The organism is Brevibacillus nitrificans, assembly GCF_003710965.1.
GTDB lineage: Bacteria > Bacillota > Bacilli > Brevibacillales > Brevibacillaceae > Brevibacillus > Brevibacillus centrosporus.
On the sequence record NZ_RHHU01000018.1, the window covers coordinates 172,568 to 198,543 of the forward strand.

Annotated in this window: 22 protein-coding genes and 1 riboswitch; of the genes, 11 read left to right on the forward strand and 11 right to left on the reverse strand. The window is 49.1% G+C overall.

What is annotated here, in order from left to right; all coding sequences use genetic code 11:
* Window positions 1-55: 55 nt before the first annotated feature.
* The 3 genes from EDM59_RS26325 to EDM59_RS26335 all read right to left on the reverse strand — a co-directional run bounded on the left by EDM59_RS26325 (window position 56) and on the right by EDM59_RS26335 (window position 3,748).
* Window positions 56-2,257, reverse strand: coding sequence for a DNA topoisomerase III (locus EDM59_RS26325; protein WP_122926451.1), 2,202 nt, complete (start codon window positions 2,255-2,257; stop codon window positions 56-58).
* A 225-nt stretch (window positions 2,258-2,482) separates the two neighbouring features.
* Complete coding sequence (locus EDM59_RS26330; protein WP_122926382.1) at window positions 2,483-2,719, reverse strand: hypothetical protein; 237 nt, start codon at window positions 2,717-2,719, stop codon at window positions 2,483-2,485.
* A 132-nt stretch (window positions 2,720-2,851) separates the two neighbouring features.
* Window positions 2,852-3,748 carry an SDR family oxidoreductase gene (locus tag EDM59_RS26335; RefSeq protein ID WP_246011254.1) on the reverse strand — a complete coding sequence of 299 codons (897 nt, stop codon included), beginning with the start codon at window positions 3,746-3,748 and terminating at the stop codon, window positions 2,852-2,854.
* 362 nt (window positions 3,749-4,110) lie between these two features.
* Here EDM59_RS26335 and EDM59_RS26340 point away from each other — a divergent pair, with 362 nt between their 5' ends.
* From EDM59_RS26340 to EDM59_RS26365, 6 genes are all read left to right on the forward strand, one after another.
* Entirely contained in the window at window positions 4,111-5,505 is a 1,395-nt protein-coding gene (locus tag EDM59_RS26340; RefSeq protein ID WP_122926383.1) for a sigma-54 interaction domain-containing protein, read from the forward strand.
* Between the two features lie 167 nt (window positions 5,506-5,672).
* The gene (locus EDM59_RS26345; RefSeq protein WP_122926384.1) at window positions 5,673-5,870 is read left to right on the forward strand and encodes a DUF3311 domain-containing protein; all 198 of its coding nucleotides are present in this window, start codon (window positions 5,673-5,675) and stop codon (window positions 5,868-5,870) included.
* A complete protein-coding gene (locus tag EDM59_RS26350) occupies window positions 5,870-7,345 on the forward strand; it encodes a sodium:solute symporter family protein (protein WP_122926385.1) in 1,476 nt (491 codons plus the stop codon). Before EDM59_RS26345 ends, EDM59_RS26350 begins: the two co-directional genes overlap by 1 nt.
* Before the next feature lie 26 nt (window positions 7,346-7,371).
* Window positions 7,372-8,469: a C45 family autoproteolytic acyltransferase/hydrolase gene (locus EDM59_RS26355; RefSeq protein WP_122926386.1), complete on the forward strand. Its 1,098-nt coding sequence runs from the start codon at window positions 7,372-7,374 to the stop codon at window positions 8,467-8,469.
* A 198-nt stretch (window positions 8,470-8,667) separates the two neighbouring features.
* Complete coding sequence (locus EDM59_RS26360; protein WP_122926387.1) at window positions 8,668-9,120, forward strand: MarR family winged helix-turn-helix transcriptional regulator; 453 nt, start codon at window positions 8,668-8,670, stop codon at window positions 9,118-9,120.
* 64 nt (window positions 9,121-9,184) lie between these two features.
* A complete protein-coding gene (locus tag EDM59_RS26365) occupies window positions 9,185-10,480 on the forward strand; it encodes an MFS transporter (protein ID WP_122926388.1) in 1,296 nt (431 codons plus the stop codon).
* 107 nt (window positions 10,481-10,587) lie between these two features.
* Here EDM59_RS26365 and EDM59_RS26370 read toward each other — a convergent pair whose 3' ends face one another.
* A complete protein-coding gene (locus EDM59_RS26370) occupies window positions 10,588-11,649 on the reverse strand; it encodes an LLM class flavin-dependent oxidoreductase (protein ID WP_122926389.1) in 1,062 nt (353 codons plus the stop codon).
* 180 nt (window positions 11,650-11,829) lie between these two features.
* On the opposite strand from EDM59_RS26370, the gene EDM59_RS26375 reads away from it, so the two are divergent.
* The gene (locus EDM59_RS26375) at window positions 11,830-14,973 is read left to right on the forward strand and encodes a hybrid sensor histidine kinase/response regulator (RefSeq protein WP_122926390.1); all 3,144 of its coding nucleotides are present in this window, start codon (window positions 11,830-11,832) and stop codon (window positions 14,971-14,973) included.
* Window positions 14,974-15,031: 58 nt separating this feature from the next.
* Here EDM59_RS26375 and EDM59_RS26380 read toward each other — a convergent pair whose 3' ends face one another.
* On the reverse strand, window positions 15,032-15,814 hold the full coding sequence (locus tag EDM59_RS26380) for a DODA-type extradiol aromatic ring-opening family dioxygenase (RefSeq protein ID WP_122926391.1): 783 nt from the start codon (window positions 15,812-15,814) through the stop codon (window positions 15,032-15,034).
* Between the two features lie 27 nt (window positions 15,815-15,841).
* On the reverse strand, window positions 15,842-16,486 hold the full coding sequence (locus tag EDM59_RS26385; protein ID WP_122926392.1) for an alpha/beta hydrolase: 645 nt from the start codon (window positions 16,484-16,486) through the stop codon (window positions 15,842-15,844).
* 236 nt (window positions 16,487-16,722) lie between these two features.
* On the opposite strand from EDM59_RS26385, the gene EDM59_RS26390 reads away from it, so the two are divergent.
* Both EDM59_RS26390 and EDM59_RS26395 read left to right on the forward strand, forming a co-directional pair.
* Window positions 16,723-17,262, forward strand: a complete 540-nt coding sequence (locus EDM59_RS26390; protein ID WP_122926453.1) for a cupin domain-containing protein — start codon at window positions 16,723-16,725, stop codon at window positions 17,260-17,262.
* 131 nt (window positions 17,263-17,393) lie between these two features.
* Window positions 17,394-18,733, forward strand: a protein-coding gene (locus EDM59_RS26395; RefSeq protein WP_122926393.1) for an IS3 family transposase whose coding sequence is annotated in 2 segments (ribosomal slippage) — window positions 17,394-17,787 and window positions 17,787-18,733 — 1,341 coding nt in all. Because the reading frame shifts where the segments join, the coding sequence is not laid out codon by codon here.
* 60 nt (window positions 18,734-18,793) lie between these two features.
* On the opposite strand, the gene EDM59_RS26400 is transcribed toward EDM59_RS26395, so the two are convergent.
* The 5 genes from EDM59_RS26400 to EDM59_RS26420 form a co-directional block, all read right to left on the reverse strand.
* Window positions 18,794-19,534 (reverse strand): amino acid ABC transporter ATP-binding protein, encoded by a 741-nt coding sequence (locus EDM59_RS26400; RefSeq protein ID WP_122926394.1) that lies wholly within the window; start codon window positions 19,532-19,534, stop codon window positions 18,794-18,796.
* Window positions 19,535-19,555: 21 nt separating this feature from the next.
* Window positions 19,556-20,290: an amino acid ABC transporter permease gene (locus EDM59_RS26405; RefSeq protein ID WP_122926395.1), complete on the reverse strand. Its 735-nt coding sequence runs from the start codon at window positions 20,288-20,290 to the stop codon at window positions 19,556-19,558.
* A 114-nt stretch (window positions 20,291-20,404) separates the two neighbouring features.
* Window positions 20,405-21,247 carry a transporter substrate-binding domain-containing protein gene (locus EDM59_RS26410; protein WP_122926396.1) on the reverse strand — a complete coding sequence of 281 codons (843 nt, stop codon included), beginning with the start codon at window positions 21,245-21,247 and terminating at the stop codon, window positions 20,405-20,407.
* A gap of 109 nt (window positions 21,248-21,356) precedes the next feature.
* Window positions 21,357-21,539: riboswitch (Lysine riboswitch) on the reverse strand.
* A 161-nt stretch (window positions 21,540-21,700) separates the two neighbouring features.
* A complete protein-coding gene (locus EDM59_RS26415; protein WP_122926397.1) occupies window positions 21,701-22,030 on the reverse strand; it encodes a hypothetical protein in 330 nt (109 codons plus the stop codon).
* A gap of 9 nt (window positions 22,031-22,039) precedes the next feature.
* Entirely contained in the window at window positions 22,040-23,236 is a 1,197-nt protein-coding gene (locus EDM59_RS26420; protein ID WP_122926398.1) for a ParM/StbA family protein, read from the reverse strand.
* Window positions 23,237-23,808: 572 nt separating this feature from the next.
* On the opposite strand from EDM59_RS26420, the gene ahpC reads away from it, so the two are divergent.
* Complete coding sequence (ahpC, locus tag EDM59_RS26425; RefSeq protein ID WP_092271654.1) at window positions 23,809-24,372, forward strand: alkyl hydroperoxide reductase subunit C; 564 nt, start codon at window positions 23,809-23,811, stop codon at window positions 24,370-24,372.
* A 12-nt stretch (window positions 24,373-24,384) separates the two neighbouring features.
* Window positions 24,385-25,914 (forward strand): alkyl hydroperoxide reductase subunit F, encoded by a 1,530-nt coding sequence (gene ahpF, locus EDM59_RS26430; protein WP_122926399.1) that lies wholly within the window; start codon window positions 24,385-24,387, stop codon window positions 25,912-25,914.
* Window positions 25,915-25,976 lie beyond the last annotated feature (62 nt).

A 25,976-nucleotide genomic window follows, 5' to 3' on the forward strand; every position in this document is an offset into this window, starting at 1 on the left:
CTGCAAAAAGACCCGAACGCCTGCGACAGCTCCCAGCGGCATTCGGGTCTTGCTCTTACTGATCCAACTTGAATTTGGACAAAGCATCTTTCAAAGCCGAGTTGATCCCCTCTGACTCCTCCTGATCTTGCCCTTTCAAAAACTTGGCGACCTCTTTTTTCGAGACTTTGCCGCCCTTTTCCTTATCCCGGCGCTCCTGGAAGGTAGTGAGCTTCTCCCGGTGTCCGCACACACACACGAAGGTCTGTTTATCGCCTTGGCCGTGCAGCTCCAGCCTTTTGTGGCATTTTGGACATCTGGCATTCGTTTGCTTGGAAAGACCTTTCCGATAGCCGCACTCCCGATCCTGACAAACGAGCATTTTGCCCCGCTTGCCGTTTACCTCCAGCAAAAACTTGTTGCACTCCGGGCAGCGGGTTCGCGTCAGGTTGTCGTGTCGGAACGTCTGCTCGCTGTTCTTGATCTCTTGGACCACTGATTTCGCGTAGGTTTTCATTTCTCCGATGAAAGCCTGCTTGCTCAGTCCTCCTTTTGCGATCGCCCCCAGCTTTTGCTCCCACTGAGCCGTAAGCGTAGGCGACTGCATTTCATCCGGAACAAGCTCGAGCAGCTGTTTTCCTTTTGCCGTCACGAAAATGTGCTTGCCGCGCTTCTCGAACAGGAAGCTGTTAAACAGCTTTTCGATCACGTCTGCACGCGTCGCAACCGTACCAAGCCCACCTGTTTCCCCAATCGTCTTGATCAGGTCCTTGCTTTCGCCCGCCATGTATTTCGCGGGATTTTCCATCGCAGAGAGCAGGGTCGCTTCCGTAAAAGGCTCAGGCGGCTTCGTCTCTCCCTTGGTTTGGGTGATGCTGCTGATTTTTAGACGGTCGCCTTTTGCGATCGATGGCAAAAGCTGCTCTTTGACGCCATCCCGGCTGTCCTCGTCTTCTACATCGTGGTCGTACACTTCTCGCCAGCCTTTCGCGAGCACCGTCTTTCCTCTTGCCAGGAAGAGCTCTGTGCCCAGCTTCGCCTGGATAGTCGTTTGCTCGTATTCAAAGGCCGGGTACAGAACAGCCAGGAAACGCTTGACGACGAGGTCAAAAATCTTCCGTTCCTTGTCGCTCAGATCACTTAAGAGAACAGATTGCTCCGTCGGAATAATCGCATGGTGATCCGAGACCTTGCTGTCATCGACAAAAGCTTTGTTTCCTTTGATGGGGGCTCTCAGCAGCTTCGCGGCAAACGGAGCGTACGGCTTCATCTGTACCGCCTTGACCCGATCCGGCAGCGTCTCTACGATATCGGCAGAGAGATAGCGCGAGTCCGTCCGCGGGTAGGTGACGACTTTATGATGCTCGTACAGCCCTTGCATGATCGAGAGCGTCTCCTTGGCCGAGTAGCCGAAGATCTTGTTGGCATCCCGTTGCAGCTCCGTGAGATCGTATAGCTGCGGCGCAAAGGTCTTTTTGTGTGCCTTGGTGATCTCGGTGACTTCCGCGAATGCCTCTTTTTTCAACGCCGCCAGCAGTTGATCCGCTTTTTCCTTGGAAAACGTTTTGACGTCCTTCGTCTGCTGATCCTGCCACTGGAGCTGAATCGGTCCCTGTGCCAATGCACTCAAGCCGTAAAAGGGCTTCGGTGTGAACTGACGAATCTCTTCCTCCCGTCTGGCCACAATCGCCAGGGTCGGCGTCTGCACACGCCCGCAGGAGAGCTGCGCATTGTGCTTGCAGGTCAAGGCACGGGTCGCATTGATCCCAACCAGCCAGTCTGCCTCGGCACGTGCTGCCGCAGAAGCAAACAGATTGTCGTACGCCTTGCCGTCCTTTAGATTGCGAAATCCATCCCGAATCGCCTTATCCGTCACGGATGAGATCCAGAGACGCTTGATCGGTTTGTTCACGTGAGCCAGCTCGATGATCCAGCGAGCGACCAGCTCTCCCTCGCGCCCTGCATCTGTCGCGATGACGATCTCTTTTACGTCGTTGCGCTTCATTTGCTGTTTTACGCTGTGGAACTGCTTGTTGCTTTCCTTGATCACTACCAGCTTCAGTGGAGAAGGCATGATCGGCAAATCTTCTATTTTCCAGGAGCTGTATTGCTGTCCATACACCTCTGGATCAGCCAGAGTGACGAGATGCCCCAAAGCCCACGTCACGATATATTTATCGCCTTCCAAATAACCGTTTCCTTTTTTCTGACACTGCAGCACGCGCGCAATGTCTCGTCCTACAGAAGGCTTTTCAGCCAGCACCAGTGTTTTGCTCATGTCCAACACCCTTTCCCACCAACTCATTACCAATAGTACCAAAAATACATAGGAAAGGTTAAAAACAACGAAAAAACGCAGTCTCTGGTGAGAGACTACGTTTTCGGCTTCCGTTTTCGATTGGCCATGCTGATTGTCTTGCGCGCCGTAGAGAACAGGATCGGCGTTTGGTTGATTCTATTCCGAAGCACATCTCGAAAGACAAACGCGGCTACCTGATTGAAATTATACCTGTATCCGTAAGCTTCCGATCTGTTTGGTCGCTATGATCAGCGTTGCGAGCGCCCGTGCTTTTTGCATGCCTTGAACACGTATCGTGATAAGAAAGCCTCCGCTTGGCAGTTGACGCAGTGGCTCCACTTGAACCAACGGGTCATTGCCGATCGAGAATTTGATTTCGTTCAAGTACGTGAATTCAGGCGGCGATAAACGGATTTGAGCTCTTCTGCGATGATTCGCCACGTGTTACCTACCTCTTTCTCAGACAACTTCTGGTGTTGCACTATCCTATTGAGAGAAAGACAGGTTTGTAACTGTACATGCCTACCGAAGATGCCCTTTTTTCTGACAAGCACACGGATGGCCCCATGCAAATCACTCGAGATTCAGCTGAAGCTTACGCGTATTTTGCATCCCTTCCAGTCCAGTCGCATCCTTTTCTGTCTTATAGCGAACGAATGCCTCAGCCGCCTCCGAGGTTCGGATCCGCAGCGGCTTCACATCCATATGCAGCAACTCCCACACAACCTCCGCCACTGACTCAGCCGTTTGCGGAACTGTATTTCGCGACTGGAAGCCCTCGATATACTTCGTCATGATTGGCTTGTACTCGTCCTCCAAAATCCCCCCTGTCCGACCCACGTGCCCCATGACGGTGTCTACAAAATGAGTGGCAATCGCACCTGGCTCCAGCAGCGTGACATCGATGTTAAACGCAGGCTTGTAATACGTTGCCAGGCTTTCCAGCAGTCCTTCGACCGCAAATTTGCTCGCACAATAGATTTCGTTTAAAGGCTGACCGACCAGGCCGCCTACGCTGGAGGTTGCGATGAGATGTCCTGACTCTGCTTTTTGCAGCAAGGGCAAGCCCGCTCTGATCGTATGCATGACGCCGTACACATTCGTATCAAAGACATCCTGAATCTCGGTAAAGTCCGCCTGTCCCAAAGCCCGCAGATAGCCGTACCCCGCATTGCAGAACAAAACGTCCAGCTTTCCTTGCTCCTCGCCGATTCGGTCAAATGCACGCTGCAGTGATGCTGGATCCGTTACTTCCATCTCCACAACGTGCAGATTGGCTACTCCCGTGTACTGTGCCTGATCGCGCTCGACGTTTCGCGTACCTGCGTAAACCGTCCACTCATTTTCAGCAAGCTTCATCGCCGTAGCCAAGCCAATTCCGGATGAAGCACCCGTGATCGCTATCGTTTTTCCCATCGCAATCCCTCCCTGATTCGGATGCTTGTAGGCATTCGCAGCCGCACCGATCATTTCCTTTCTCTCTTTAGCCTGCCCAAGGAAAAAACCACTCCTCTCCTTGAAAAAGTGACTCTATTTGCTACAAGAAGGCACACGTTCTGCACGTCTATTTCCCACCAACGACGATTACTGCAATTTTACCGAAGCGAGGCTCCCCATCGTCCAGAACGTCAAAGTACGATTTCCCTCCATTTCATCCGCAAGGTCCCGAAAAGCTGATAGATCACAATGTGAAAGGAATCTACCCGGATTTAATGAAATAACAACGATAGGAGCTCCCTCTGCACATTCTGAAATTATGGCCAGTGGAAAGGTGGCTTTTCTCTTGTATGCTATACTAAAAGCAATATGTACTGACGAGGGAAGTGACTCCGTTGCCTTTTATCGACATGCTGATGCAAAAAGACCTCGACAACCTGCTGGATCTCTTTTATGACGGCGTGATTATTACGGATCGAAACGGAACGATTGTCAAAGTCAATCAAGCCTATCAGCGCCTGACCGCGACATCAGCGGATGATTTGATCGGCAAGGACATTCGCGATACCGTCGGGGTAAGGCTGCATAGCAACGAGTCGAGCACCATGCGCGTTCTGGAGGAAAAGCGCCCGGTGACCATTATTCAAAGATCGAACTTCGAGGACGGATTCAAAGAATTCATGACGACAGGAATGCCCATGTTCAATGAGCAGCATGAGATCGAGTTTGTGGTAAACTGTGTGCGCGATATGACCGAATTGAGCCAGCTGAAATGGCATCTGAACCAAATTGAGAAAATGAATCAGAATTATCTGAGGGAAATCAAAAACCTGAGGCAGATGCAGGTCCATGAGAATGGATTTGTCGTCCACAGCGAGGCCATGCTCAATGTCAGAAAAGCGGCTCTGAAAGTGGCTGCAGTCGATTCTCCTGTCATGCTGCGTGGAGAATCCGGGGTAGGGAAAGAAGTCATCGCCAAATTCATTCACCAAAATAGCAAGCGTGCAAAAGGTTCTTTTATCAAAGTCAATTGCGGGGCGATTCCCGCATCCCTGATGGAAAGCGAATTTTTTGGCTATGAAGCAGGAGCGTTTACCGGAGCCAGTAAAGACGGGAAAGCCGGCTTTTTTGAGCTTGCCGATAAAGGCACCCTTTTTCTGGACGAGATTGGGGACATGCCGCTAGATTTGCAGGTGAAATTACTGCGTGTCCTGGAAGAGCAGGAATTTCGCAGGGTAGGCGGCGTGAAGATGATCCGTTCCGATGTGCGCATCATTGCCGCAACGAATCAGGAACTCGAGACGATGGTGGAGCAAAAGACTTTTCGCAAAGATTTGTACTATCGTCTGCAGGTCTACCCAATCGTGATCCCACCGCTGCGCGAACGAAAAGAAGAGATTCCCTTCTTCATCGAGCACTTTTTGAAAAACTACCAGGATAAGAATGCGATCCAAATTCAAATCACCCCGGAAGCAGTCCAGCTCCTCTATCAGCACAACTGGCCTGGCAACATCAGAGAGCTGATCAATGTACTGGAACGCATGGCAATTACATGCGCCAACCATACGATCCTACCCGAGCATTTGCCTCGCGAGCTGTTTGGCAACTTGGGGGCCATCGTTCCAAAAACCTTTCAGGAAGAGGTAGAGCTGTTCGAGTATCAGGGACTAAAACGTGCGCTGACCCTGCATAAATCTACGCGAAAAGCTGCCGCCGCCCTAGAGATGAGCCAACCTACCTTCGTCCGAAGAATGAAGCATTTTGATCAAAAATTCAGGAACGATCTATAGTTGAATCACTTGATGACTTTTCGATTCATTATTGGATCGTTTTTTCTTGCTGCCAGTGATCATGTCGCCTTTTCTACGGCGTTTTGATCATTGGCATTTTTATTGCTAGTAGCGTTTTACGAGAAAGGAGAACCATCTTTACAAAATGAAACGAGGAGGGCACATCATTGAAACTCATTCATGTCTTGGGACTCATCCCTTTTATCGGCATGCTCGGCGGGCTTCCTTTTGCTAACAAGGTACAAACCTTTGTCTTTGGCCTGCCATTTTTACTCTTCTGGATCGTGCTTTGGGTCGTTCTTACCTCTGTGGTCATGGCACTCGTCAATTATCTGGATCCAGCCAATCGAGAGGGGGAAGCTTGATGGCTAGTTTATGGATTACCTTTGCCTTTTTGGCGGTAGCGATCTTCCTCGCGATACGCTCGACGAGGGGAAAGAAAATGAACTTGGAGCAGTGGGCCGTTGGCGGACGTGGTTTTGGAACCGTTTTCGTCTTTCTCCTGCTCGCGGGTGAGTTCTTTACGACATTCACCTTCCTGGGCGGCAGCGGGATGATCTATCAGGTAGGCTCTCCTGCTTATTACGTACTTGCGTATATGACGTTGGCCTACGTCTTCTCGTACTATCTGCTCCCTCCCATTTGGCGCTATGCCAAAGAACACGGAATCGTCTCGATCTCAGATTTTTTCCGGTTCAAATACAATAGCTCCTCGCTCGGCTTGCTGGTGTCGATCGTGGGAATCATCGCGTCTGTTCCTGTCGTTGTCCTTCAGCTAAAAGGTCTGGGTATCATCGTGTCGGAAACCTCCTATGGGATGATCTCTCCTACGCTCGCGGTGTGGTTCGGTACGATTGCAGTTACTGTATACGTCATGATTTCCGGAATCCACGGTGCAGCCTGGACGGCAATCATTAAAGACATCACCATCATTGCCGTAGTTGTATTTTTGGGACTGTATTTGCCCTACCACTACTACGGAGGCATCGAGCCGATGTTTCATGCTGTACAAGCAGCGAAACCAGCCCATCTGTCCTTTCCTGACAGCGGACAGAGCCTGAGCTGGGTGATTTCTACCGTTTTGATGACAGCAGTTGGCTTTTACATGCAGCCTGGACTTTTCGCGGCAGCACTCTCCGCAAAAAGCGAAAAAGTATTTCGGCGCAACACGATTGTCATGCCGTTGTACACCTTGCTTTTGATGTTCGTCTTTTTCGTAGGCTACACGGCACTCCTTCAGGTGCCCGGTCTAAAAGGCGCGGAAGGAGACTTGTCTTTACTGCGACTCTCCATTCAGACCTTTGACCCGTGGTTTATTGGGGTGATTGGCGGAGTTGGTTTGCTGACAGCCTTGGTACCTACCTCTGTCATTCTGCTGACGATCGGTACCCTTTTTGCCAAAAATGTCTATCAACCATTGCTTAAACCAAGCAACGAGTCCCAGGTAGCCAAAGTGGCGAAGTGGACTGTCCCTGTCGTCTCGCTCATTTCCGTTTACTTTGTTATCAATGGCGGAAATGCCCTCTATGCCCTGCTCTTAATGTCATTCAGCCTGATTACCCAGCTCTTTCCTTCACTGGTGTTCAGCCTGCTACCTACCAATCGAATCAACAAACACGGAGCCATCTGGGGAATCCTCGTAGGCGTCGCCACCGTCGCTTACCTTACCATTTCTGGCACAACAATCAGCTCGTTGCTCCCAGGCTTCCCGCAAGCAGCGAAAGACTTGAACAGCGGTTTAATCGCCCTGTTCGCGAACGTAGTTGTCATGCTGCTCATTAGTGCCCTGACGGCAAACCGTGCAGCCGAAAACAAACCTTTGTCCACAGAATCCTACTAGAATAACGAAATTTGCTGGAGGTTATCATGAAAGCGTTTCAACATATACGTGTAAGTGGTCCCGCTTTTGAGCGCGGGAAACAGCTTGGCCAGCTGGCCAAACAACAGATCATTCACAATATCGAGACATACAAGGCTCTGTTTTGGGAGATGGCGCATGTAAAGTGGGACGCTGCTCGGAATTACGCTGTCCAGTATATCGATGTCATCGAAAGCTACGACCCTGAAATTTTGCTGGAGATCAAAGGGATCAGTGAAGGCTCCGGCCAAGACCTGCTCGATCTGATCACGCTCAATGCCAGAAGTGAAGTGATCACGAATCTGGCAGGTGGAGATATCCCGTCCGACGGCTGCACCAGCATGGCCGCTGTTCCGGAAGTCACTAAGCACCAGGAAATGCTGCTCGGTCAAAACTGGGACTGGAACAATAAGGTCAAGCCAGGAATGATTGTACTTGAGATCGATCAGGCGCCACGCCCGAAAATCCTCATGGTCACCGAAGCAGGGATCGTAGGGAAAATCGGTATGAACAGAGCTGGGGTTGGTGTCTGTCTGAATTTCCTTGGTACGTCCGAGCGCATCGTAGGTGTGCCGATCCACATTATCCTGCGCGGAATCCTGAACAGCTCGACACTTCCCCAGGCAGTTGGTCAGGTAGCACGGATGAATCGCGGGACCTCCGCCAACTACCTGATCGCCCACAAAGAAGGCGAAGTATTGAATGTCGAAGCCTCTCCGACCAACTACGACGTGCTTTACCCGGAAAAGGGCTGGCAAGTCCACGCCAATCATTTTATCGGACCGCGCTCGATCAACCTGATTGATACGGCACGCATCATGTCTCCTGATTCGCATTTGCGTCAGGGCAGGGCAAGCAAGCTGCTCGACAAGTTTGAAAGCAACATTGATTCCGAGGCTTTTCAGGCAATTTTCCGCGATCACGCAGGAAGTCCTGACGGAATTTGCAGGCATGGAGAGACACAGCCGCTTGATCTTGGCCGCTCGATGATCTCCAGCACCGTGTTTTCTATCATCATGAATCTTTCCCAAGGAACCTTTGTGCTATCAGAAGGTCAGCCTTGTGAGAATCCATACGACGCATACGGGTTTACTTCTGCCGACTAAAACAAAAGGCTCACTCCCCCACATCCACCCGGGGGGAATGAGCCTCTCTTTATGCATACAGAATCGCACTTATTGCCAAAAAACTTTCTTCCCATAAAATGTAACTTTGCTCATTGACAGATTGGAGCTTCCCACTTACTATTTGTTGTACATACAAAATAGAAATTCATCAAGCCTACCCCACGTGGAGGAAAGAAGATGACCCAACCTATGAATCAAAAGCCTGAAAAAGACGAGGCTTTTCTGCAAGACTGCCTGTACTTTACCACCAACCGTCTGAGTCGGGCGATTACGCGTATGGCCGACGAGGCGTTTGCCACCACCGGATTAGCACCAGCTTACGGGTATCTCATTCGTCTCGTGATTGGTTCCCCGGGCATTACCCAAAAGGAGCTTTCTGAAAAGCTGTCGATTACGCCTTCCACGCTGACTCGTTTCGTCGATAAGCTTGAGACCAAGCAGCTCGTGGAGCGTAAAGTTCACGGAAAGACCGTCATGGTATATCCGACCGAAAAGGGCATCGAGCTGGGACCGACGCTTCGCCAGGCCTCCAAAAGGCTGAAGCAGAACTACGAGGAGATCCTGGGAAAAGAACTCAGCGATCAGCTAACGGAGTACTTGACGTCGTCCAGCAAGCAGCTGGAAAAATAACCAGCTGTTATGCCTTCAACAAATTTGTATGTACAAACAAAATAATAAAGCGTGGGGTGTATATATGGATTCTCTCAATACGCAAAACGGCTTCAAGCCAAAATCCCGCATGTTCTACGGCTGGATCATTGTCCTCTTGACCTTCGTCACTCTTCTGGTCTCTGCCGGGATTCGCTCGCTGCCGAGTATTTTGCTCGTCCCCTTTCAGGATGAGTTTGGCTGGAGCAGAGGCAGCATCTCCAGCGTTCTCTCCATGGGGATTTTTCTGTACGGCCTGGTAGGGCCTTTCTCTGCTGCTTTGCTTTTGCGCTTCGGCGTTCGCAAGGTCGTCGTCTTATCCCTTGCCGTGCTTGCCATCAGCTTGGCCGCTACTCCTTTCATGACTGCTCTGTGGCAATTCCAGCTGTTATGGGGCCTCGTCTCCGGTCTTGCAACGGGAATGATGGCAAACGTACTGGGGGTAACGGTCAGCAATCTATGGTTCGTCAAAAGCAAAGGGCTGGTCGTAGGCCTTCTAACTGCTAGTGCCGCTACCGGTCAGCTGATCTTTTTGCCGCTGATGGCAAAGCTGACGACCGACCTGGGCTGGAGATATGCCATCTTTACGGCTGTTGCCGTCCTGATTCTCGTTTTGGTAATCGTCGCGATCTGGATGAGAAACCATCCATCCGATGTAGACGCTGCTCCTTATGGAACCGATGAAGTTGTGCCGCCTACACCTTTTACCGGGAATATCTTTCTGGCCCCGCTGCAAAATTTGCGCTATGCGATGAAGAATTCGACCTTTTGGCTGCTCTCGGGAACCTTCTTCTTCTGCGGTTTTTCCACCAATGGCCTTATCGGTACTCATCTTATTGCCGCCTGTGGAGATTTTGGTCTACCGGAAGTAACCGCTGCTGGCTTGCTCGCGATGATGGGATTATTCGACCTCGTCGGTACAACGATCTCCGGCTGGCTGTCCGATCGTTTTGACAACCGCTGGCTGCTGTTCTGGTACTACGGACTGCGCGGCTTGTCCTTGCTGTTCCTGCCGTATGCGCTCGATTCCACACCTACGATGCTCATCATCTTCTCTGTTTTCTACGGCTTGGACTGGATCGCGACAGTACCGCCGACTGCCAAGCTGTCCAGCCAGGTGTTTGGCAAAGAGAAATCTGGAATGATCTTTGGCTGGATCGTCGTTGCCCATCAGGTAGGGGCTTCTGCTGCCGCCTATGGAGCGGGTGTCATGCGCGACTGGCTCGGTACGTACTCCCAAGCCTTTATGATCGCGGGCTTTGTCTGCTTCTTCGCTTCGCTCATGGCGGTCAAGATCAAGAAGCATGTAGCTGCCAAAACGGCTGCTGCTATTCAATCGTAAGCTTTACACACCAAAAACGGTGCCCTTGCGAAATCGCTCGCGTTGGCACCGTTTTTATAAGAAGAAGGACGTTGATTTGGTTTGACCTCTTTCATGCCCTCTTTCGATCAGCTATCCTGTTTCTGCTCCGCTTCCCATTTGGCGACTTCCTCACGTACACGCGGCGCCACCTCTGTTCCCAGCAGGTGAATGGCATTCATGACATCCTCATGTGGCATCGTGCCTACAGGTACGTGCAGCATAAAACGGGTAATACCGACCTTTTTTCGCAGATGAATGATTTTTTGCGCGACCGTCTCCGGATCACCTACGTACAACGCACCTTCAAAGCTGCGTGCCGCATCAAAGGTGGCTCGATCGTAATGTCCCCAGCCACGCTCTTTGCCCAGGACATTCATCGCTTGCTGGGTGGATGGGAAGAACTTGTCCGCTGCCGTCTCGTTATCCTTTGCAATAAACCCATGGGAGTGGGAAGCGACAGTGAGCTTGGACGGATCGTGACCGGCCTGCGCTGCCGCCCGCTTGTACAGATCCACGATTGGCGCGAATTGGACCGGACGTCCCCCGATAATCGCGAGAACAAACGGCAATCCCAACAGCCCCGCGCGAATGGCTGACTGGGCATTTCCTCCGCTGCCGATCCAGACCGGCAAAGGATTTTGGACGGGTCGCGGATAGACACCGAGATTGTGAATTGCAGGCCGATGACCGCCTCTCCAGGTCACCTTCTCGGACTGGCGAATTTTCAACAGCAGCTCCAGTTTTTCATCGAACAGCTCGTCGTAATCGTTCAGATCATACCCAAACAGGGGAAAGGACTCAATAAAAGACCCCCGACCTGCCATGATCTCCGCGCGCCCATTTGAAAGTGCGTCCAGCGTTGCAAAATCTTGAAACACACGAACGGGATCAGCAGATGACAGCACTGTCACTGCACTCGTCAGTCGGATCCGCTTGGTCTGAGAGGCAGCTGCTGCCAGCACAACCGCCGGAGAAGACGCCGCATAATCCTTCCGATGATGCTCCCCTACCCCAAAGACATCCAGTCCGACCTGATCCGCAAGAACGATTTCCTCCACGACATCGCGCAAACGCTGCGCATGGCTTATCACGACACCGGTCTGAGGGTCCGGTGTTGTTTCTACAAAAGTACTTAGCCCGATTTCCACTCGCGATTCCTCCTTTTCCATAGCTTGCTCTGGTTGATTTCAGAGCAATCGCATCTGTACCCTCGCAATATCTCTATTTTGAGACATTATCATCTTAATTTCAAGATGTTTTATCCCGATGCCCTTATATGCCAATAATCCAATAAAGGATTTCCGGTTATTTCGTCAAAATTCTTACCTATGATACGTGTAAAAGAAAGCACCGCCCTCAAGTATTTCCTGATCGTCCTGTTGTTTGTCAGCGTGCTCCAGCTTTTACGCTGGTCGTGGTCTGAACTTTTTTATACAGCTGCTTCTCCCCAACCGATCGATGGCGTTCTCGATCTGCGCGGGGTGGATTTGGACAAATCGACTCCTTTCTTTTTGGATGGAGAATGGCACTTCTACCCCAATCAATTTCTTTCACAGGAGGATATCGCAAGTAAGCAGAAGGAAGCTCGCCTGATTCCAGTGCCGGGAGATTGGGGAAGCTTGCTCCATGAAAATACCGGATCCTCATACGGCTACGGAACGTACCATCTGCGCGTACTCATCGAGCCGCTCAAGCAGCCGGTCTCCTTTTGGTTTCAAGGAATCCAGGCTGCCTCGGAGATTGAAATAAACGGCATTCTCTCATCCAGACTTGGAAAAATTGCCGGCAACGCCCAAGACTACGTGCCTGAAAACGTATCCTACACCGCTACTTACTCAACCGAAGGAGCCACAGAGATTGATTTGCTGATTCGCGCGGCGAATTATGACGAACCGTTCAATGGCGGGTTGACGCGCTCCATCCGTTTCGGCTCCTTGGCGTCGATCGACTACGTGCGCTGGTACTCTATCGGATTTCAGCTCGTCACCTTGATCGTTTTGCTTTTGCATGGGTTGTACACAGTCATTTTGTACCTGTTTAATCCGAAAGAAAAATCCTTGTTTATCACCGGCCTGCTCATGCTGCTCGTCGGGGTCGCGATTGTGATTGGGCACGATAATCTGCTTTTGCTATGGCTCCCGATCAGCTATGCATGGGCGATCAAACTCAGACTCATCGTTCTTTTGTGGCAAAACTACTTGATCCTGCTGATCTATCGAAGGTTCGCGATGGCTCCAGCGAAAAACGCCTGGCAGCGCGTATACTTCGCTGCGATGCTTGCCTTCTGCGTTTACCTGCTGGCGGTACCTGCTTCCTGGGTCAATGCGGCGGTTGATGTACAGCTGTTTACCTTCTTCTACTTGCTGCCTTTCGCCTGGTTTGTCTATATCGTAGGAACGCTGATCTTTCGCAAGCAAGCGGATCCGGATATCGTCTTCTTGCTGCTTACGGCGGCAGCCATCCTCTCAAACCTGTCATGGAGCTTTGTTGAGGCGGTAAAGGACGTCACCACTGTCTACTATCCGATAGACATTCTCGCGGCTATTACCGGCTTCTCCACCTACTGGTTCAAGCGGTATTTCCGCAACTCCCGAGAAGTCGTCAAGCTAAACGAACAGCTGCAGCAAGCCAACAAGCAGAAGGACCAGTTTCTCGCCAATACGTCTCACGAGCTGCGGACACCTCTACACGGCATCATGAATATTGCCCAGAACGTTGTTGCGAAAGAGAAGGAGACGCTGAATCACGCGAGCCGCAAAGACATGGAGCTGCTCATCACCATCAGTCGCCGCATGTCGCATATGCTTGGCGATCTTCTCGATGTTGCCAGACTGCAGGAGCACCGTATTGCTCTGCAGCGAGAGCCTCTGCAGATCCAAGCTGTCGTACCTGGGGTCATCGGCATGCTTTCCTATATGACGGAAGGCAAACCGATCCAACTGAAGATGGACATCGCAGAAACACTCCCACCTGTTTTGGCAGATGAAAAAAGGCTCGTGCAGATCCTGTACAACCTGCTGCACAACGCACTGAAATACACGGAGCAGGGCACTATCTCCGTTTCTGTCGAGACATCCGACAAGCATGCCATCATTCGCGTCGCAGACACCGGAGTCGGTATGGATGAGGAAACCATGGCACGCATCTTCCTCCCTTATGAGCAAGGCACTCACGGCATTAGTGACGGTAGAGGAATCGGGCTCGGGCTCAGTATCTGCAAACAGCTGGTAGAGCTTCACGGCGGATCACTGACGGTTGCATCCAAACCACAGGAAGGCTCGGTATTCAGCTTCCAGCTTCCACTCGCCGACCCTTCCATTGACTCGTCTTCGCCGCAGCGGCGTCCGTTGTATAAAAAGACAGTACAAGACGAAGCTGCGGCAGATGCCTTTTATTTTTCGGATGAAACCATGAGCCAAGTCGCGGCAGCCGCTTTGCTGGCTCCACCTCTGCAGTCTGACGTAAGCATTCGAATTTTGGCGGTCGATGATGATCCTGTCAATCTCAATGTGCTAGTCGGGATACTCTCTGCAGAGCCCTATGCAATTACAACAGTCAGCTCCGCAAAGGAAGCTTTGGAGCTGCTCGGTACCCAGCCATGGGATTTGCTGATTGCGGATGTCATGATGCCCCACATGTCCGGCTACGAGCTGACGCAGCGCGTGCGAGAGCAGTATTCCGTTTCCGAGCTGCCGATCCTGCTGTTGACGGCACGCAGTCAGCCGGCAGATATATACACCGGCTTCTTGTCAGGAGCCAACGATTACGTAACCAAACCGGTTGACGCCCTCGAGCTGCGGTACCGGATCCGAGCCTTGACGACCTTAAAGCAGTCGATTCAAGAGCGCTTGCGCATGGAAGCGGCTTATTTGCAGGCACAAATTCATCCTCATTTTCTCTTTAACACGCTCAATTCGATTATGGCGCTCAGTGAAATCGATACGGAGAAAATGCGCAGGCTAGGCGATGCCTTTGCCTCTTATTTACGGATCAGCTTCCACTTTCTGAATACCGGTGAACTCGTAGACCTTTCCCACGAGCTGGAGCTAGTCCAAGCCTACCTGTTCATCGAAAAGGAGCGATTCGAAGAGCGATTGTCGATTGTCTGGGAGGTGGACCCGGACATCTCTGTTCTCCTTCCTCCCCTTTCGATTCAGCCGCTGGTCGAGAATGCTGTGAAGCACGGTCTTCTCTCTCGGAACCGAGGCGGTACACTTACCATTCGAATTACGCAGCAAAACAGCTTTACGCTGGTTGAAGTCAAGGACGATGGCAAAGGAATGGATCAAGACACGGTGCTTCAACTGCTGGATACCACCGTGAAAGGAAAAAGCGGGATTGGGGTAGCAAATACGCACCGACGTTTGACCCAGCTGTACGGACAGGGCCTTTCCATTGCAAGCAAACCGAATGAAGGAACGATTGTGTCTTTTTTGATTCCAAATCGCGATGAGCAAAATAAAAGTCCCTAACGGTTTCCTGTTAGGGACTTTTGCTTTACCTGCTTTACCTGCTTTACCTGCTTTCCAATCACCCGAATTGCCAAACACTATGGCTCAAGTTGCCATAGCGATAACTGCGATGGAGCAATTTCGCCTCACGCTCCTGATCTGCCGCACCCATTGCGTAAAAAATCGGGACAAAATGTTCGCTGCCATAAGGAGGCACAGCATACTGAGACGCTGGTGCCAAAACCCGGTAGTCAAACAGGGAATCTACATCCCAAGCCTTCAAACGACCTTCCAGCCACTCATCAAACGCCAGTGCCCAGTCGTCCGCCAGCCCGTTATCCTCTGCCCACTTCAACGCCCGCAGGTTATGGACCGTCCCCCCGCTGCCAATAATGAGAATGTCCTGCTCTCTGAGCGCTGCCAGAGCTTTCCCGATCTGGTACTGCTCTTTGGGAGCCAACTGCGAATTGACCGACATCGATATCACAGGTACATCCGCATTTGGGTATAGCAATCGCAAGACGACCCATGCCCCATGGTCCAATCCGCGGCTAGAATCCACCGAAAAGGAGATTCCCTGCGCTTCAAATAGGCCAATAATTTCCTGGGTGATGTCCTTCTGTCCCTTTGCCGGGTATTGAACGCGGTACAATTCTTCGGAAAAGCCCCCAAAATCGTAAATCGTGCTGAATTCGTCTACATCGCTTACTTGCTGCGTTTGCGACTCCCAGTGAGCGGAGAATAGAACGATGGCTTTTGGTCTTGGCAGGGATTTCCCCAGCTCATTAATAAATTGGGTATAATCGTTGTTTTCCAGAGCGATCATGGGCGCCCCATGCGCGATAAAAAAGGACGGAAACATGGAAATCCTCTCCTTTGTCATTGGTTCTCACTTGGTCAGTGATGCGAGCAGCCACTGCTGAAAATCGTGCAGATTTTGGATCGAAATGGTATGCCCATCCTGGTACGATTTGAACGTAACATTTGCACCAAGTCCTTGATAATACTCATGATTCGCGACTCCCCACTCGTAAGGCAGCACCTGGTCCATCTCGCCGTGGGAGATAAACAGGCTCATGTGGTCGACCGATTTCTTCCCATACTCTTCCTTTACAAATCCCGGGATGTACCCGCTGAGTGCGACAATCCCTTTGATGCGATCGCCCAATGTCAGACCCAGTGTCATGGACAAAATCGCACCTTGACTGAAGCCGAGCAGGTACAGCTGGCTTTGCTCCAACGGATACTGCTCCGTCGCATATTCGATAAAGCTGGTCAGCTTGCCGATGGCTTGATCAAAAACCTCGCGATGCGGCTTCCCATAGCCCTGAATCGTAAAAAACGCATAACCCGGCGGCTGTGGCAAATGCCCTCGAATGCTGAAAATGAAGAACTGCTCCTCCAGCCCACGAACCAACGACAGCATGTTTTGCTCATTGCTTCCGATGCCATGCATCACGAAAAGGGCTGGATATTTTTTGTTCGGATCGATTGTCTTCGGACGCTGCAGCTCATAAATCATGGGCGTTTTCATCTAGCCGTCTCCCTTCCCCAAATACGATGTATATAACAACAATTGTTTTTTAATAAGGATATTACATTCATATTAGGAAACACCCGGGCAAAAAAATAAGAAAAAGATGCCTTTTAATGTTTCTGAATAAGAATATTATTCATCTATAAGATAACAACGATAGCTGTAGATTGTCAAATTTATTTTTGCTAAGATAAAATTAAGTTTTTTATCAGGAAACATTTGAGGTGGACCATTTGGATATAGGATCAAAAATCCGTGCCATACGTAATCGAAAGAAAATCACCATCGCACAAATGTGCGAAGGAACAGGACTTTCCAAAGGATTTATCAGCAACGTCGAAAACAATAATACGTCGCCTTCCATACAGACGCTGCAAACCATCTCCAGCTTTCTCCGCGTCCCGCTTCCTTATTTACTGCTGGAAAAAGAACAGCATATGCGCGTCGTTCGCAGGGCGGAGCGTTCCTTTTCTACCCACAACAACCTGAAAATCGAGCACGTCACCTCCAAAGGCGGACTGCGCATGATGCTGGTAGAGTTCCCTCCTGGCGCTTCGATGGGCGAGGCCAATGCCCATGAGGGTGAGGAATGCCATTTGGTGCTGGAAGGAAAGGTGCTTGCCGAACAAGGGGAAGACTCGATGATTTTGGAAGAAGGCGACTCCTTCAGCTGGAACGCCAGCGTGCCGCACTTCGTGAAAAATATCGGGGATAAGAAGGCTGTTGTTTTGATCTCGGTTTATTCGGATACGGGATTGCATGACGTATTCTAGTATTCGATCCGTGCGCAAAAAAGGAGTGACCACAAATGTAAAATGTACCCTATAGAGTAGACACGTTAAAAAAGTCTACCTATAGGGTACTTTTCTGTATAATTAAGAAAAAAATCGGGGCTGGGGAAAGTATGAGCAAGAAGATATTTACGGAAAAAGAGATGAACCAACTAAAGCGAAATTCTCACATCAAATCAGTAAGTGCGAAGTCAATTACTTATACCGATGAATTTAAGCGTATTTTTATTGTTGAATACGAAAAAGGAAAATTTCCAAGACAGATCTTTGAGGAATATGGGTTTGATGTGGATGTAATTGGACTACAAAGAGTGAAGTCATCTGCAGAAAGATGGCTTAACGCATACCGCGAAAACGGGTTGCTTGGGTTGCATGACAGTAGAACCGAAAACACTGGACGCCCTCGTGAAAAGGAACTGACTCTAGAGGAAAAGTACGCTCGTTTAGAGGCTCAAAACAACTTATTAAAAGCCGAAAATGAACTGTTAAAAAAGATTCGTATAGCAGAAAGGGGGCTGAAGGAAAGCCCGTAGTCCTGCCTCCTGGCCAGAAATATATGCTTATCCGTTCCGTCATTGAAAAGTACCAACTTAAACATATGGTGCGTTATCTTTGTGAAGTAGCAAGTGTGTCTCGTAGCGGTTATTATAATAATTATTTCTCGGCTAAGTCGCAGGAACAGAGAAAGAAAAAAGACCAGAAGGATGAAATCGCAAAAGAGATCATCTTAAAAGCCTTCCATTTTAAAGGGCGTAAGAAAGGGGCTCGTCAAATTAAAATGACCTTGGCGGGTCAATTTCAAGTTGTCTTCAATTTGAAGCGTATTCGGAGGATTATGAAGAAATTTGCCATCATTTGTCCCATTCGAAAGGCAAATCCATATAGACGAATGATGAAAGCCACACAGGAGCACCGAGTTGTACCCAACCTTTTAAACCGAAAATTCAAACAAAATATTCCTGGGAAAGTGCTTTTAACGGATATCACCTATCTCTATTACGGCAAAGGTCAAAAAGCCTATCTATCCACGATAAAAGATGGTTCGACCAATGAGATCTTGGCCTACCATGTGTCAGACCGTATCACCATGGACTTAGCTACGGATACCCTTCTCAAATTAAAAAAGAATCGAAACTTTAAGAGGGCAAAAGATGCCATGATCCACTCCGACCAGGGAACGCATTATACTCACCCTGATTTTCAGAAATTGGTGAAGAAACTTACATTGTGCCAATCGATGTCAAGACGAGGGAACTGTTGGGATAACGCCCCTCAGGAGTCCTTTTTTGGTCATTTTAAAGACGAAGCCTCGATTAAGAAATGTACGAGTCTTGAAGAATTAAAACGTGAAATTAAGCATTACATGACGTACTACAATCACTATAGATACCAATGGAATTTAAAAAAGATGACCCCCGTTCAATACAGGGATCATCTACTGAGAGCTGCCTAGACTTTTTAAAAGTGTCCTTTACAAAGGGTACATTTTAAATGGGGCCACTCCTTTTTATCATCAGGCCTGCTTTAAGGTCCGCTTCAAGAACTCTCTCGTGCGCTCTTGCTTCGGCTGATTGAAAATTTGCTCCGGACTTCCTTCTTCGGCGATGACGCCTTTGTCCATAAACACCACACGATCAGATACTTCCCGGGCGAATTCCATTTCGTGCGTGACGACCAGCATCGTCAAACCCGAACCCGCCAGCTCCTTCATGACTTTCAGGACTTCTCCGACCATTTCCGGATCGAGGGCCGATGTCGGTTCATCAAAGAGCATCACATCCGGCTCCATGGAAAGCGCTCGGGCGATAGCCACGCGCTGTTTTTGACCGCCTGACAGCTGCTTCGGCATGGCATTCACGTACTTGTCCATCCCCACGACCTTCAAATATTTCATGGCTACTTTTTCAGCCTCTTCTTTGGAGCGCTTCAGCACCTTGATCTGCCCGACCACACAATTGCCGAGAACATTGTGGTTATTGAACAAATTAAACTGCTGGAAGACCATCCCTAGCTTTTGACGATAAGCAAAAATATCGTGCTTGTCATCCAGGATGTTTTCCCCGTGGTAAATGATCTTGCCGCCGCTTGGCTTCTCCAGCAGGTTGATGCAGCGCAGAAGCGTCGATTTGCCGGACCCCGACGAACCAATGATGGTGACCACTTCACCTTTTTTAACGGAGAAATGGATGTCCTTTAAGACCTCGTGATTCCCGTAGGATTTTTTTAGTTGCTGGATATCAATGATCGTTTCCATGTCTGTGCCCTCCTTCCTCGGTTATTTCTTGCCTGCTGTCTCCAAGCCCACCATCGTATAGCTGTCAGGCCCGTCCAATTTTCTTTCGATGTAGCGCAAAATTTGGGTTACGATCAGCGTCATGATAAAGTAAATGACGCATGCGACAAAGAACGATTCAAAATAGCGGAAGTTGTTTCCGGCGATCGACTTGGTTGTAAAATACAATTCTGAAACAGAAATCACGTTCAATACGGAAGTGTCCTTGATATTGATGACAAACTGATTCCCTGTTGCCGGCAGGATATTGCGAATCACCTGCGGCAAGACGACATTCCACATCGTTTGCACATGATTCATCCCGATGGCTTGTGCCGCTTCAAACTGACCTTTATCAACGGAAATGATACCGCCGCGAACGATCTCGGCCATATACGCCCCTGTATTAATCGAAACGACAAAGATCGCCGCAAAAATCCGGTCCATATCGAATCCGAATGCCAAGGCAGAGCCGTAATAAATGACCATCGCCTGAACGATCATCGGCGTTCCACGGAAAAATTCAATATAAATAGAGAGAATGGCATTAACCAGTTTGAGAACCACACGTTTAGGGCCGCGTTCTGGTACAGGGATCGTACGGATGACCCCAACCAAGAGACCAATGATGGCCCCTACAATCGTACCGAGCAAGGCGACGAGAAGGGTCATCCCCGCTCCGCGCAGGAACATCGGCCAGTTATCGGAGACGATTTTTACAATCCACTCAAAGCTCATCTTACTCCTCCATTCCTTAATTAGAAAACTCGGCTACACTCCGCCCTTACATGTTGGACCTATCCCGTGATAAAACCGACTGCGGATCGTGCAGCCGGTTTTTGGGGAGTCGGGTTATTTTGCTGCTGGTTGATTCTTGATCGCCGCATCCATGATGCTTGTGCGCTCTTCCTCGGAGATGCCTTTCAAAATCTCGTTGATTTTGCCGGTCAGCTCGCTGCCTTTTTGTACCCCTACGGCAATCGCTGTATCGTCTTCGGATGTTTTAAATCCATCTTTAAACTCAACCATGGCAAAGTTAGGGTTTGCCGAGGAAGCACTCACTGCCTCTGGACGCTCGGAAACGTAACCGTCAATCATACCGGATTCCAGTGCCACGCGCATTGCCGGGAAGTTGTCCATCGCAGGCTCCTGAGCGACGCCCTCAATTTGATTGATTACAGAGTAGTGGAAGGTGTTCAATTGAGCCGTTACCTTCGCCCCTTTGAAATCCTGGATCGAGGTAGCTCCCTCGTATTTTCCGCCTTTTTTCACAACCATAACCAGATTGGATTTATAGTAGTTGTCCGAGAAGTCGATAGTTTGTTTACGCTCGGCCGTTGGAGACATACCCGCGATGATCGCATCGATCTTGCCGGAGGTCAAAGCTGGTACCAGACCATCCCATTCGGTTTTCACGATCACTAAATCTTTGCCCAAGCCTTTTGCAATCTTTTTCGCGATTTCTACATCGTAGCCGCCTGCGAATTCGGCGTTGCCGTCAATTTTCACGCCACCATTGGAATCGTCCATTTGCGTCCAGTTAAAAGGAGCGTAACCTGCTTCCAAACCAACTTTGAATGTATTGTCGGACGCTGCTGGTGCGGCTGCCGGACTGCTCGTCGTGCTCGAACCACATCCTGCTAAAGCTACCATTGCTGATAGAAACACTGCCAAAAATGTAGACTGTTTTTTCATGATGATTACCCCTCTTTAAAAATTTTAGTATTTTTACAAAGCAAAAAGCGACCTGAGATTGTCTCAGGCCGCGTGAAATGCGCAGTTACCCAAAAACCTCTCTTTACCCAAATGAGATAGCACAACTCAATAAATCGGGACAATTTATTGAGACAGTCCTGCAGCTCTTAACTGCAGACCCAGCAAGTAATACCGAGCATATTACAAGCTTCGGCGACATTTCCTTCTCCCTAGCATCACAGCGTCTCAAGCTCCGCAAAGGACTGTTAAACATCGCGCCTCTACCTCACTGATTTAAGTGAGGTCTTATTTAATTATGTTGAAAGTGTACAATGATGCGTTACTTGTGTCAACCTGACTTCTGATGAAAGTAAATGGAAATGGTCCTTTCTCTCCCTAAGGATTACTTGCTCATACAAAGTATTACTTCGCATGGCACGGCCCTGAAAAGCTTCATGTCCACGACTCGATGTCTTCATCATCAATGTCATCATCGGGGATTCGTTTTTCCGGTTTCTTCCATAATGCGGCTTCCTTTACGGGAACGGTTTCCTCTGATCGCTTGCCATTTGGAAGATTCGCAATCAAAAGCTCATTTTGTCTTTCTGCTGGAATATGGTTTTGTAAATTTCGAATCCCATTCGCGACCACTTCATTTTCAATGAGATAGCGAATGGAATCCATCAAATTCGTTTGGGAATTGATCCACTCTACAATAAGAGGAGATTCGTTCTTTTTTGTTTTAATACTAATGTTATCCCCTGGCTTTTTAGGCTTTTTCATGGCGCACTCCTAAACGGCTTGTCTGGCTCTTTCCTTTAGTGCTTCGTAAATCTTCCCCCGCACAAAGGCATCCAATCCTTTCGCATTCATCGTCACCGCGTACTGAGGCGGAATATACAACAGCTTGATTTCCCTCTCCTCGCATAGCTCCCTAAGCATTGGATGCAGAATGGAACGCATGAGAATACTGCCCCCGCCATACACACAAATCACGTCGATTTCGTTTCTCGCTTTTGTCAGCTGCTTTCTGATATGCGTAATGATTTGTTTAGCCTGTCCCTCGAGCGGTCTTCGCAAGGTCTTAATCGCCTTGGAATGGTATTTATGGTTCGGATTTTTTATGACGTCACTAAAGAATTGTCGAGGACTATCTGGCAAATGAATCAGTCGATTGAATTCATCTAAAGCTTCTTCAATGGCATAGCCCGCTCCGTGATTGCTTCCATGCACGAATTGCCGCAGAAGCTTATTCCCTTCCGTGATCGGATATTCCGTAGAACCGTCTCCGATATCTGTATGCAAAATCCGTTTGTCTTTAAAATAGCTGCCGTTAAAGTTTTCGGGCAACGCATAGGCTTGGGCGAACTCGTTGAAAATATCGCCCTCTCTCCAATTCCCTTCCTCGTCTTTCTGAAGGGCAAAGGTTACAGGCGTCGCTTCAGGGACTACTTTTGTAAAGTCGAATATAACTTTGACGGTCACCCGTAATTTCCCCAAGTGAACGGTAACATTGTGAGGCCCCGCCATAAATCTTCTTTCAAACCTGGCTGATGCTTCGTCTGTATGCTGAGTAATCGGAAGCGCTGTCGCCATATCCACCAATACGTCGATATTTTCAGGGATTCCCTTGTCTTCTTCAAATACTTTCTGTACAGCTACTGACGCGATCTGTCCCAATGTATTTACGATGGGCAAGTCCACATCATATTTGTAATCAATCCCAACCTGCATGGTATCCAGTAACTCACCGCTATCTAACGCGAACTTTCCAATGTAATACATTCCTGGTCGTGCAGAAGGTGAATCAATGGTGACAATCAGTTGATCCTGGAGGTTTTTCATAATGCTTTCCGGAGACTGTTCTTCACTCCAGGGAAGTCCATCTACTGCACAATTCACATTCGGTTGCTGAATCAGCCTTCCGTCAACGAAAATGTCATGCTCGCTATTCCCATTGTCGTTCCCTACATAAAAGTGAAATTGCATACGTAATTCCTCCTCTTGAGTCGTTTCCATTGGCGTTACGTTGAATTCCTTTTCGCATTACCAGGCAATACCGAGTGGCATATAGCAACACATTCTATTACGGAACCTTGGATACCACTGTTGGTTGATCATTCTAGTGGAATCTTTCGTTATCCTGCCGTCCCCCCCAGAATAGAAACTATCGACCTATCGCCGATAAAATCTGCATTTTTCCAGTAAAAAAGGCATGGACCATTCTCCATGCCCAATGACGGAGAATAAGCTTTCCCGTCTCTCGTCTTATCGTGATTCAGATCATTCATTTCGTTGAATAGGTCAGTAGCTTTTCGTAAATAGTATTTCTGTTATATAGAATAGCTACTTCGAGCGGGATGGGTTGCCTATGAAAAAAGACCAAATCGCAAGTATATTCCTTCTTCAAATGATCAAGACTAGCTAGTAATTACTTCTTAATTAAAATTATTATTATTTTCATTGACAAACAGAAGAATATGAGTGATAATGGTTATCAAGTTAGAATTATTACATTTAATAATAATTCTCTACAACAAATATTTAGGAGGAATTTCAGAATGTCTCTCATCGGAAAACAAGTACTGCCTTTCAAAGCACAAGCTTACAAAAACGGTGAATTCGTAGAAGTTACTGATGCAAACTTCAAAGGTCAATGGAGCGTTGTTTGCTTCTACCCAGCAGACTTCACTTTCGTTTGCCCAACTGAACTGGAAGATCTCCAAAACCAATACGAAACATTGAAATCTATGGGAGCTGAAGTATACTCCGTTTCCACAGATACTCACTTCACTCATAAAGCATGGCATGACACTTCCGAGACTATCGGCAAAATCACTTACACCATGATCGGTGACCCAACTCACACCATCTCCCGCAACTTCGATGTATTGATCGAAGAAGATGGACTGGCTGATCGCGGTACTTTCATCATCGACCCAGACGGTGTTGTACAAGCTCTGGAAATCAACGCTGGCGGTATCGGTCGCGATGCAAGCGCAGTTGTTAGCAAACTGAAAGCAGCTCAATATGTTCGCAGCAATCCAGGTGAAGTTTGCCCAGCTAAATGGCAAGAAGGTGCTGCTACCCTGAAACCTAGCCTGGATCTCGTTGGTAAGATCTAAGGAGTGGTATAAATGATACTGGACGCAGAAATTAAAGCACAATTGGAGCAGTACCTTCAGCTGTTAGAAGGCGACGTACTGCTGAAATATAGTGCGAGCTCCGATAGCGTATCGCGTGACATGCTGGCTCTCCTCGATGAGCTGGCCACCATGTCCACGCGAATCAAGCTTGAAGAAACAACCATGCAGCGTACACCAAGCTTCAGTGTAAATCGCATCGGCGAAGACACCGGGGTAACTTTTGCAGGCGTACCTTTGGGACATGAATTCACTTCTTTGGTATTGGCTCTGCTGCAAGTCAGCGGAAGACCGCCAAAGGTTGATCAGAAGCTGATTGATCAAGTGAAGGGCATCCAGGGCGAGTACCATTTTGAAACGTACGTAAGCCTGAGCTGCCACAATTGTCCTGATGTTGTACAAGCCCTGAACGTGATGAGCGTTCTCAATCCTGGCATTACCCATACCATGATTGACGGTGCTGCGTTCAAAGAAGAAGTAGAAAGCAAAGACATCATGGCTGTTCCGACTGTTCTCCTGAATGGAGAAGCCTTTGGCAGCGGCCGTATGACGCTGGAAGAAATCCTGTCCAAGCTGGGCAATGCTCCTGATGCTTCCGCTTTTGCGGACAAAGAGCCTTTCGATGTGCTCGTTGTCGGCGGCGGCCCAGCTGGGGCAAGTGCTGCGATCTACGCGGCACGCAAAGGTATTCGTACCGGCATTGTGGCTGAGCGCTTCGGCGGTCAGATCATGGACACCATGGGTATTGAAAACTTTATCAGTGTGACATACACCGAGGGTCCTAAACTCGCAGCAAGCTTGGAAGAGCATGTCAAAGAGTACAATGTCGATGTCATGAACCTCCAGCGTGCAAAACGTTTGGAAAAGAAAGACTTGATCGAAATCGAACTGGAAAACGGTGCTGTTCTCAAGGGCAAAACAGTGATCCTTTCGACTGGTGCTCGCTGGCGCAATGTAGGTGTTCCTGGTGAGGCCGAGTTCAAGAACAAAGGCGTAGCTTATTGCCCACACTGCGACGGTCCCCTCTTCGCTGGAAAACGCGTTGCCGTAATCGGCGGCGGAAACTCCGGTATCGAAGCAGCCATTGACCTCGCTGGTATCGTGAAGCATGTTACCGTTCTCGAATTCGCAGCTGAGCTGAAGGCCGACTCTGTTCTGCAGGAGCGTCTTTACAGCCTGCCAAACGTAACGGTGATCAAGAACGCGCAAACCAAGGAAATTACCGGTACCGACAAGGTAAATGGTATTTCCTACATGGATCGCGAGACAGAAACCGTTCACCACGTTGAGCTCGAAGGCGTGTTTGTCCAGATCGGTCTTGTACCAAATACGGATTGGCTGGGCGATGAGATTGAGCGCACTCGCATGGGCGAGATCGTCGTCGACAAGCATGGTGCTACCACCATCCCTGGCGTATTTGCTGCAGGTGACTGCACGAATAGCCCGTACAAACAGATCATTATTTCGATGGGATCGGGTGCGACCGCAGCATTGGGTGCATTTGATTACCTGATTCGAAATTAATGAGAAAACGAAAGCTTCGCCATTAGAACAGCGAAAGCCGCTTTGTCCTCCGTCATGGAGCA

Coding starts and splice junctions, on each gene's coding strand:
- EDM59_RS26325 (WP_122926451.1), bottom strand. CDS start 2,257: ATGAGCAAAACACTGGTGCTGGCTGAAAAGCCTTCTGTAGGACGAGAC.
- EDM59_RS26335 (WP_246011254.1), bottom strand. CDS start 3,748: ATGATCGGTGCGGCTGCGAATGCCTACAAGCATCCGAATCAGGGAGGG.
- EDM59_RS26350 (WP_122926385.1), top strand. CDS start 5,870: ATGGCTAGTTTATGGATTACCTTTGCCTTTTTGGCGGTAGCGATCTTC.
- EDM59_RS26355 (WP_122926386.1), top strand. CDS start 7,372: ATGAAAGCGTTTCAACATATACGTGTAAGTGGTCCCGCTTTTGAGCGC.
- EDM59_RS26360 (WP_122926387.1), top strand. CDS start 8,668: ATGACCCAACCTATGAATCAAAAGCCTGAAAAAGACGAGGCTTTTCTG.
- EDM59_RS26365 (WP_122926388.1), top strand. CDS start 9,185: ATGGATTCTCTCAATACGCAAAACGGCTTCAAGCCAAAATCCCGCATG.
- EDM59_RS26375 (WP_122926390.1), top strand. CDS start 11,830: ATGATACGTGTAAAAGAAAGCACCGCCCTCAAGTATTTCCTGATCGTC.
- EDM59_RS26380 (WP_122926391.1), bottom strand. CDS start 15,814: ATGTTTCCGTCCTTTTTTATCGCGCATGGGGCGCCCATGATCGCTCTG.
- EDM59_RS26385 (WP_122926392.1), bottom strand. CDS start 16,486: ATGAAAACGCCCATGATTTATGAGCTGCAGCGTCCGAAGACAATCGAT.
- EDM59_RS26400 (WP_122926394.1), bottom strand. CDS start 19,534: ATGGAAACGATCATTGATATCCAGCAACTAAAAAAATCCTACGGGAAT.
- EDM59_RS26405 (WP_122926395.1), bottom strand. CDS start 20,290: ATGAGCTTTGAGTGGATTGTAAAAATCGTCTCCGATAACTGGCCGATG.
- EDM59_RS26410 (WP_122926396.1), bottom strand. CDS start 21,247: ATGAAAAAACAGTCTACATTTTTGGCAGTGTTTCTATCAGCAATGGTA.
- EDM59_RS26415 (WP_122926397.1), bottom strand. CDS start 22,030: ATGAAAAAGCCTAAAAAGCCAGGGGATAACATTAGTATTAAAACAAAA.
- EDM59_RS26420 (WP_122926398.1), bottom strand. CDS start 23,236: ATGCAATTTCACTTTTATGTAGGGAACGACAATGGGAATAGCGAGCAT.
- ahpC (WP_092271654.1), top strand. CDS start 23,809: ATGTCTCTCATCGGAAAACAAGTACTGCCTTTCAAAGCACAAGCTTAC.
- ahpF (WP_122926399.1), top strand. CDS start 24,385: ATGATACTGGACGCAGAAATTAAAGCACAATTGGAGCAGTACCTTCAG.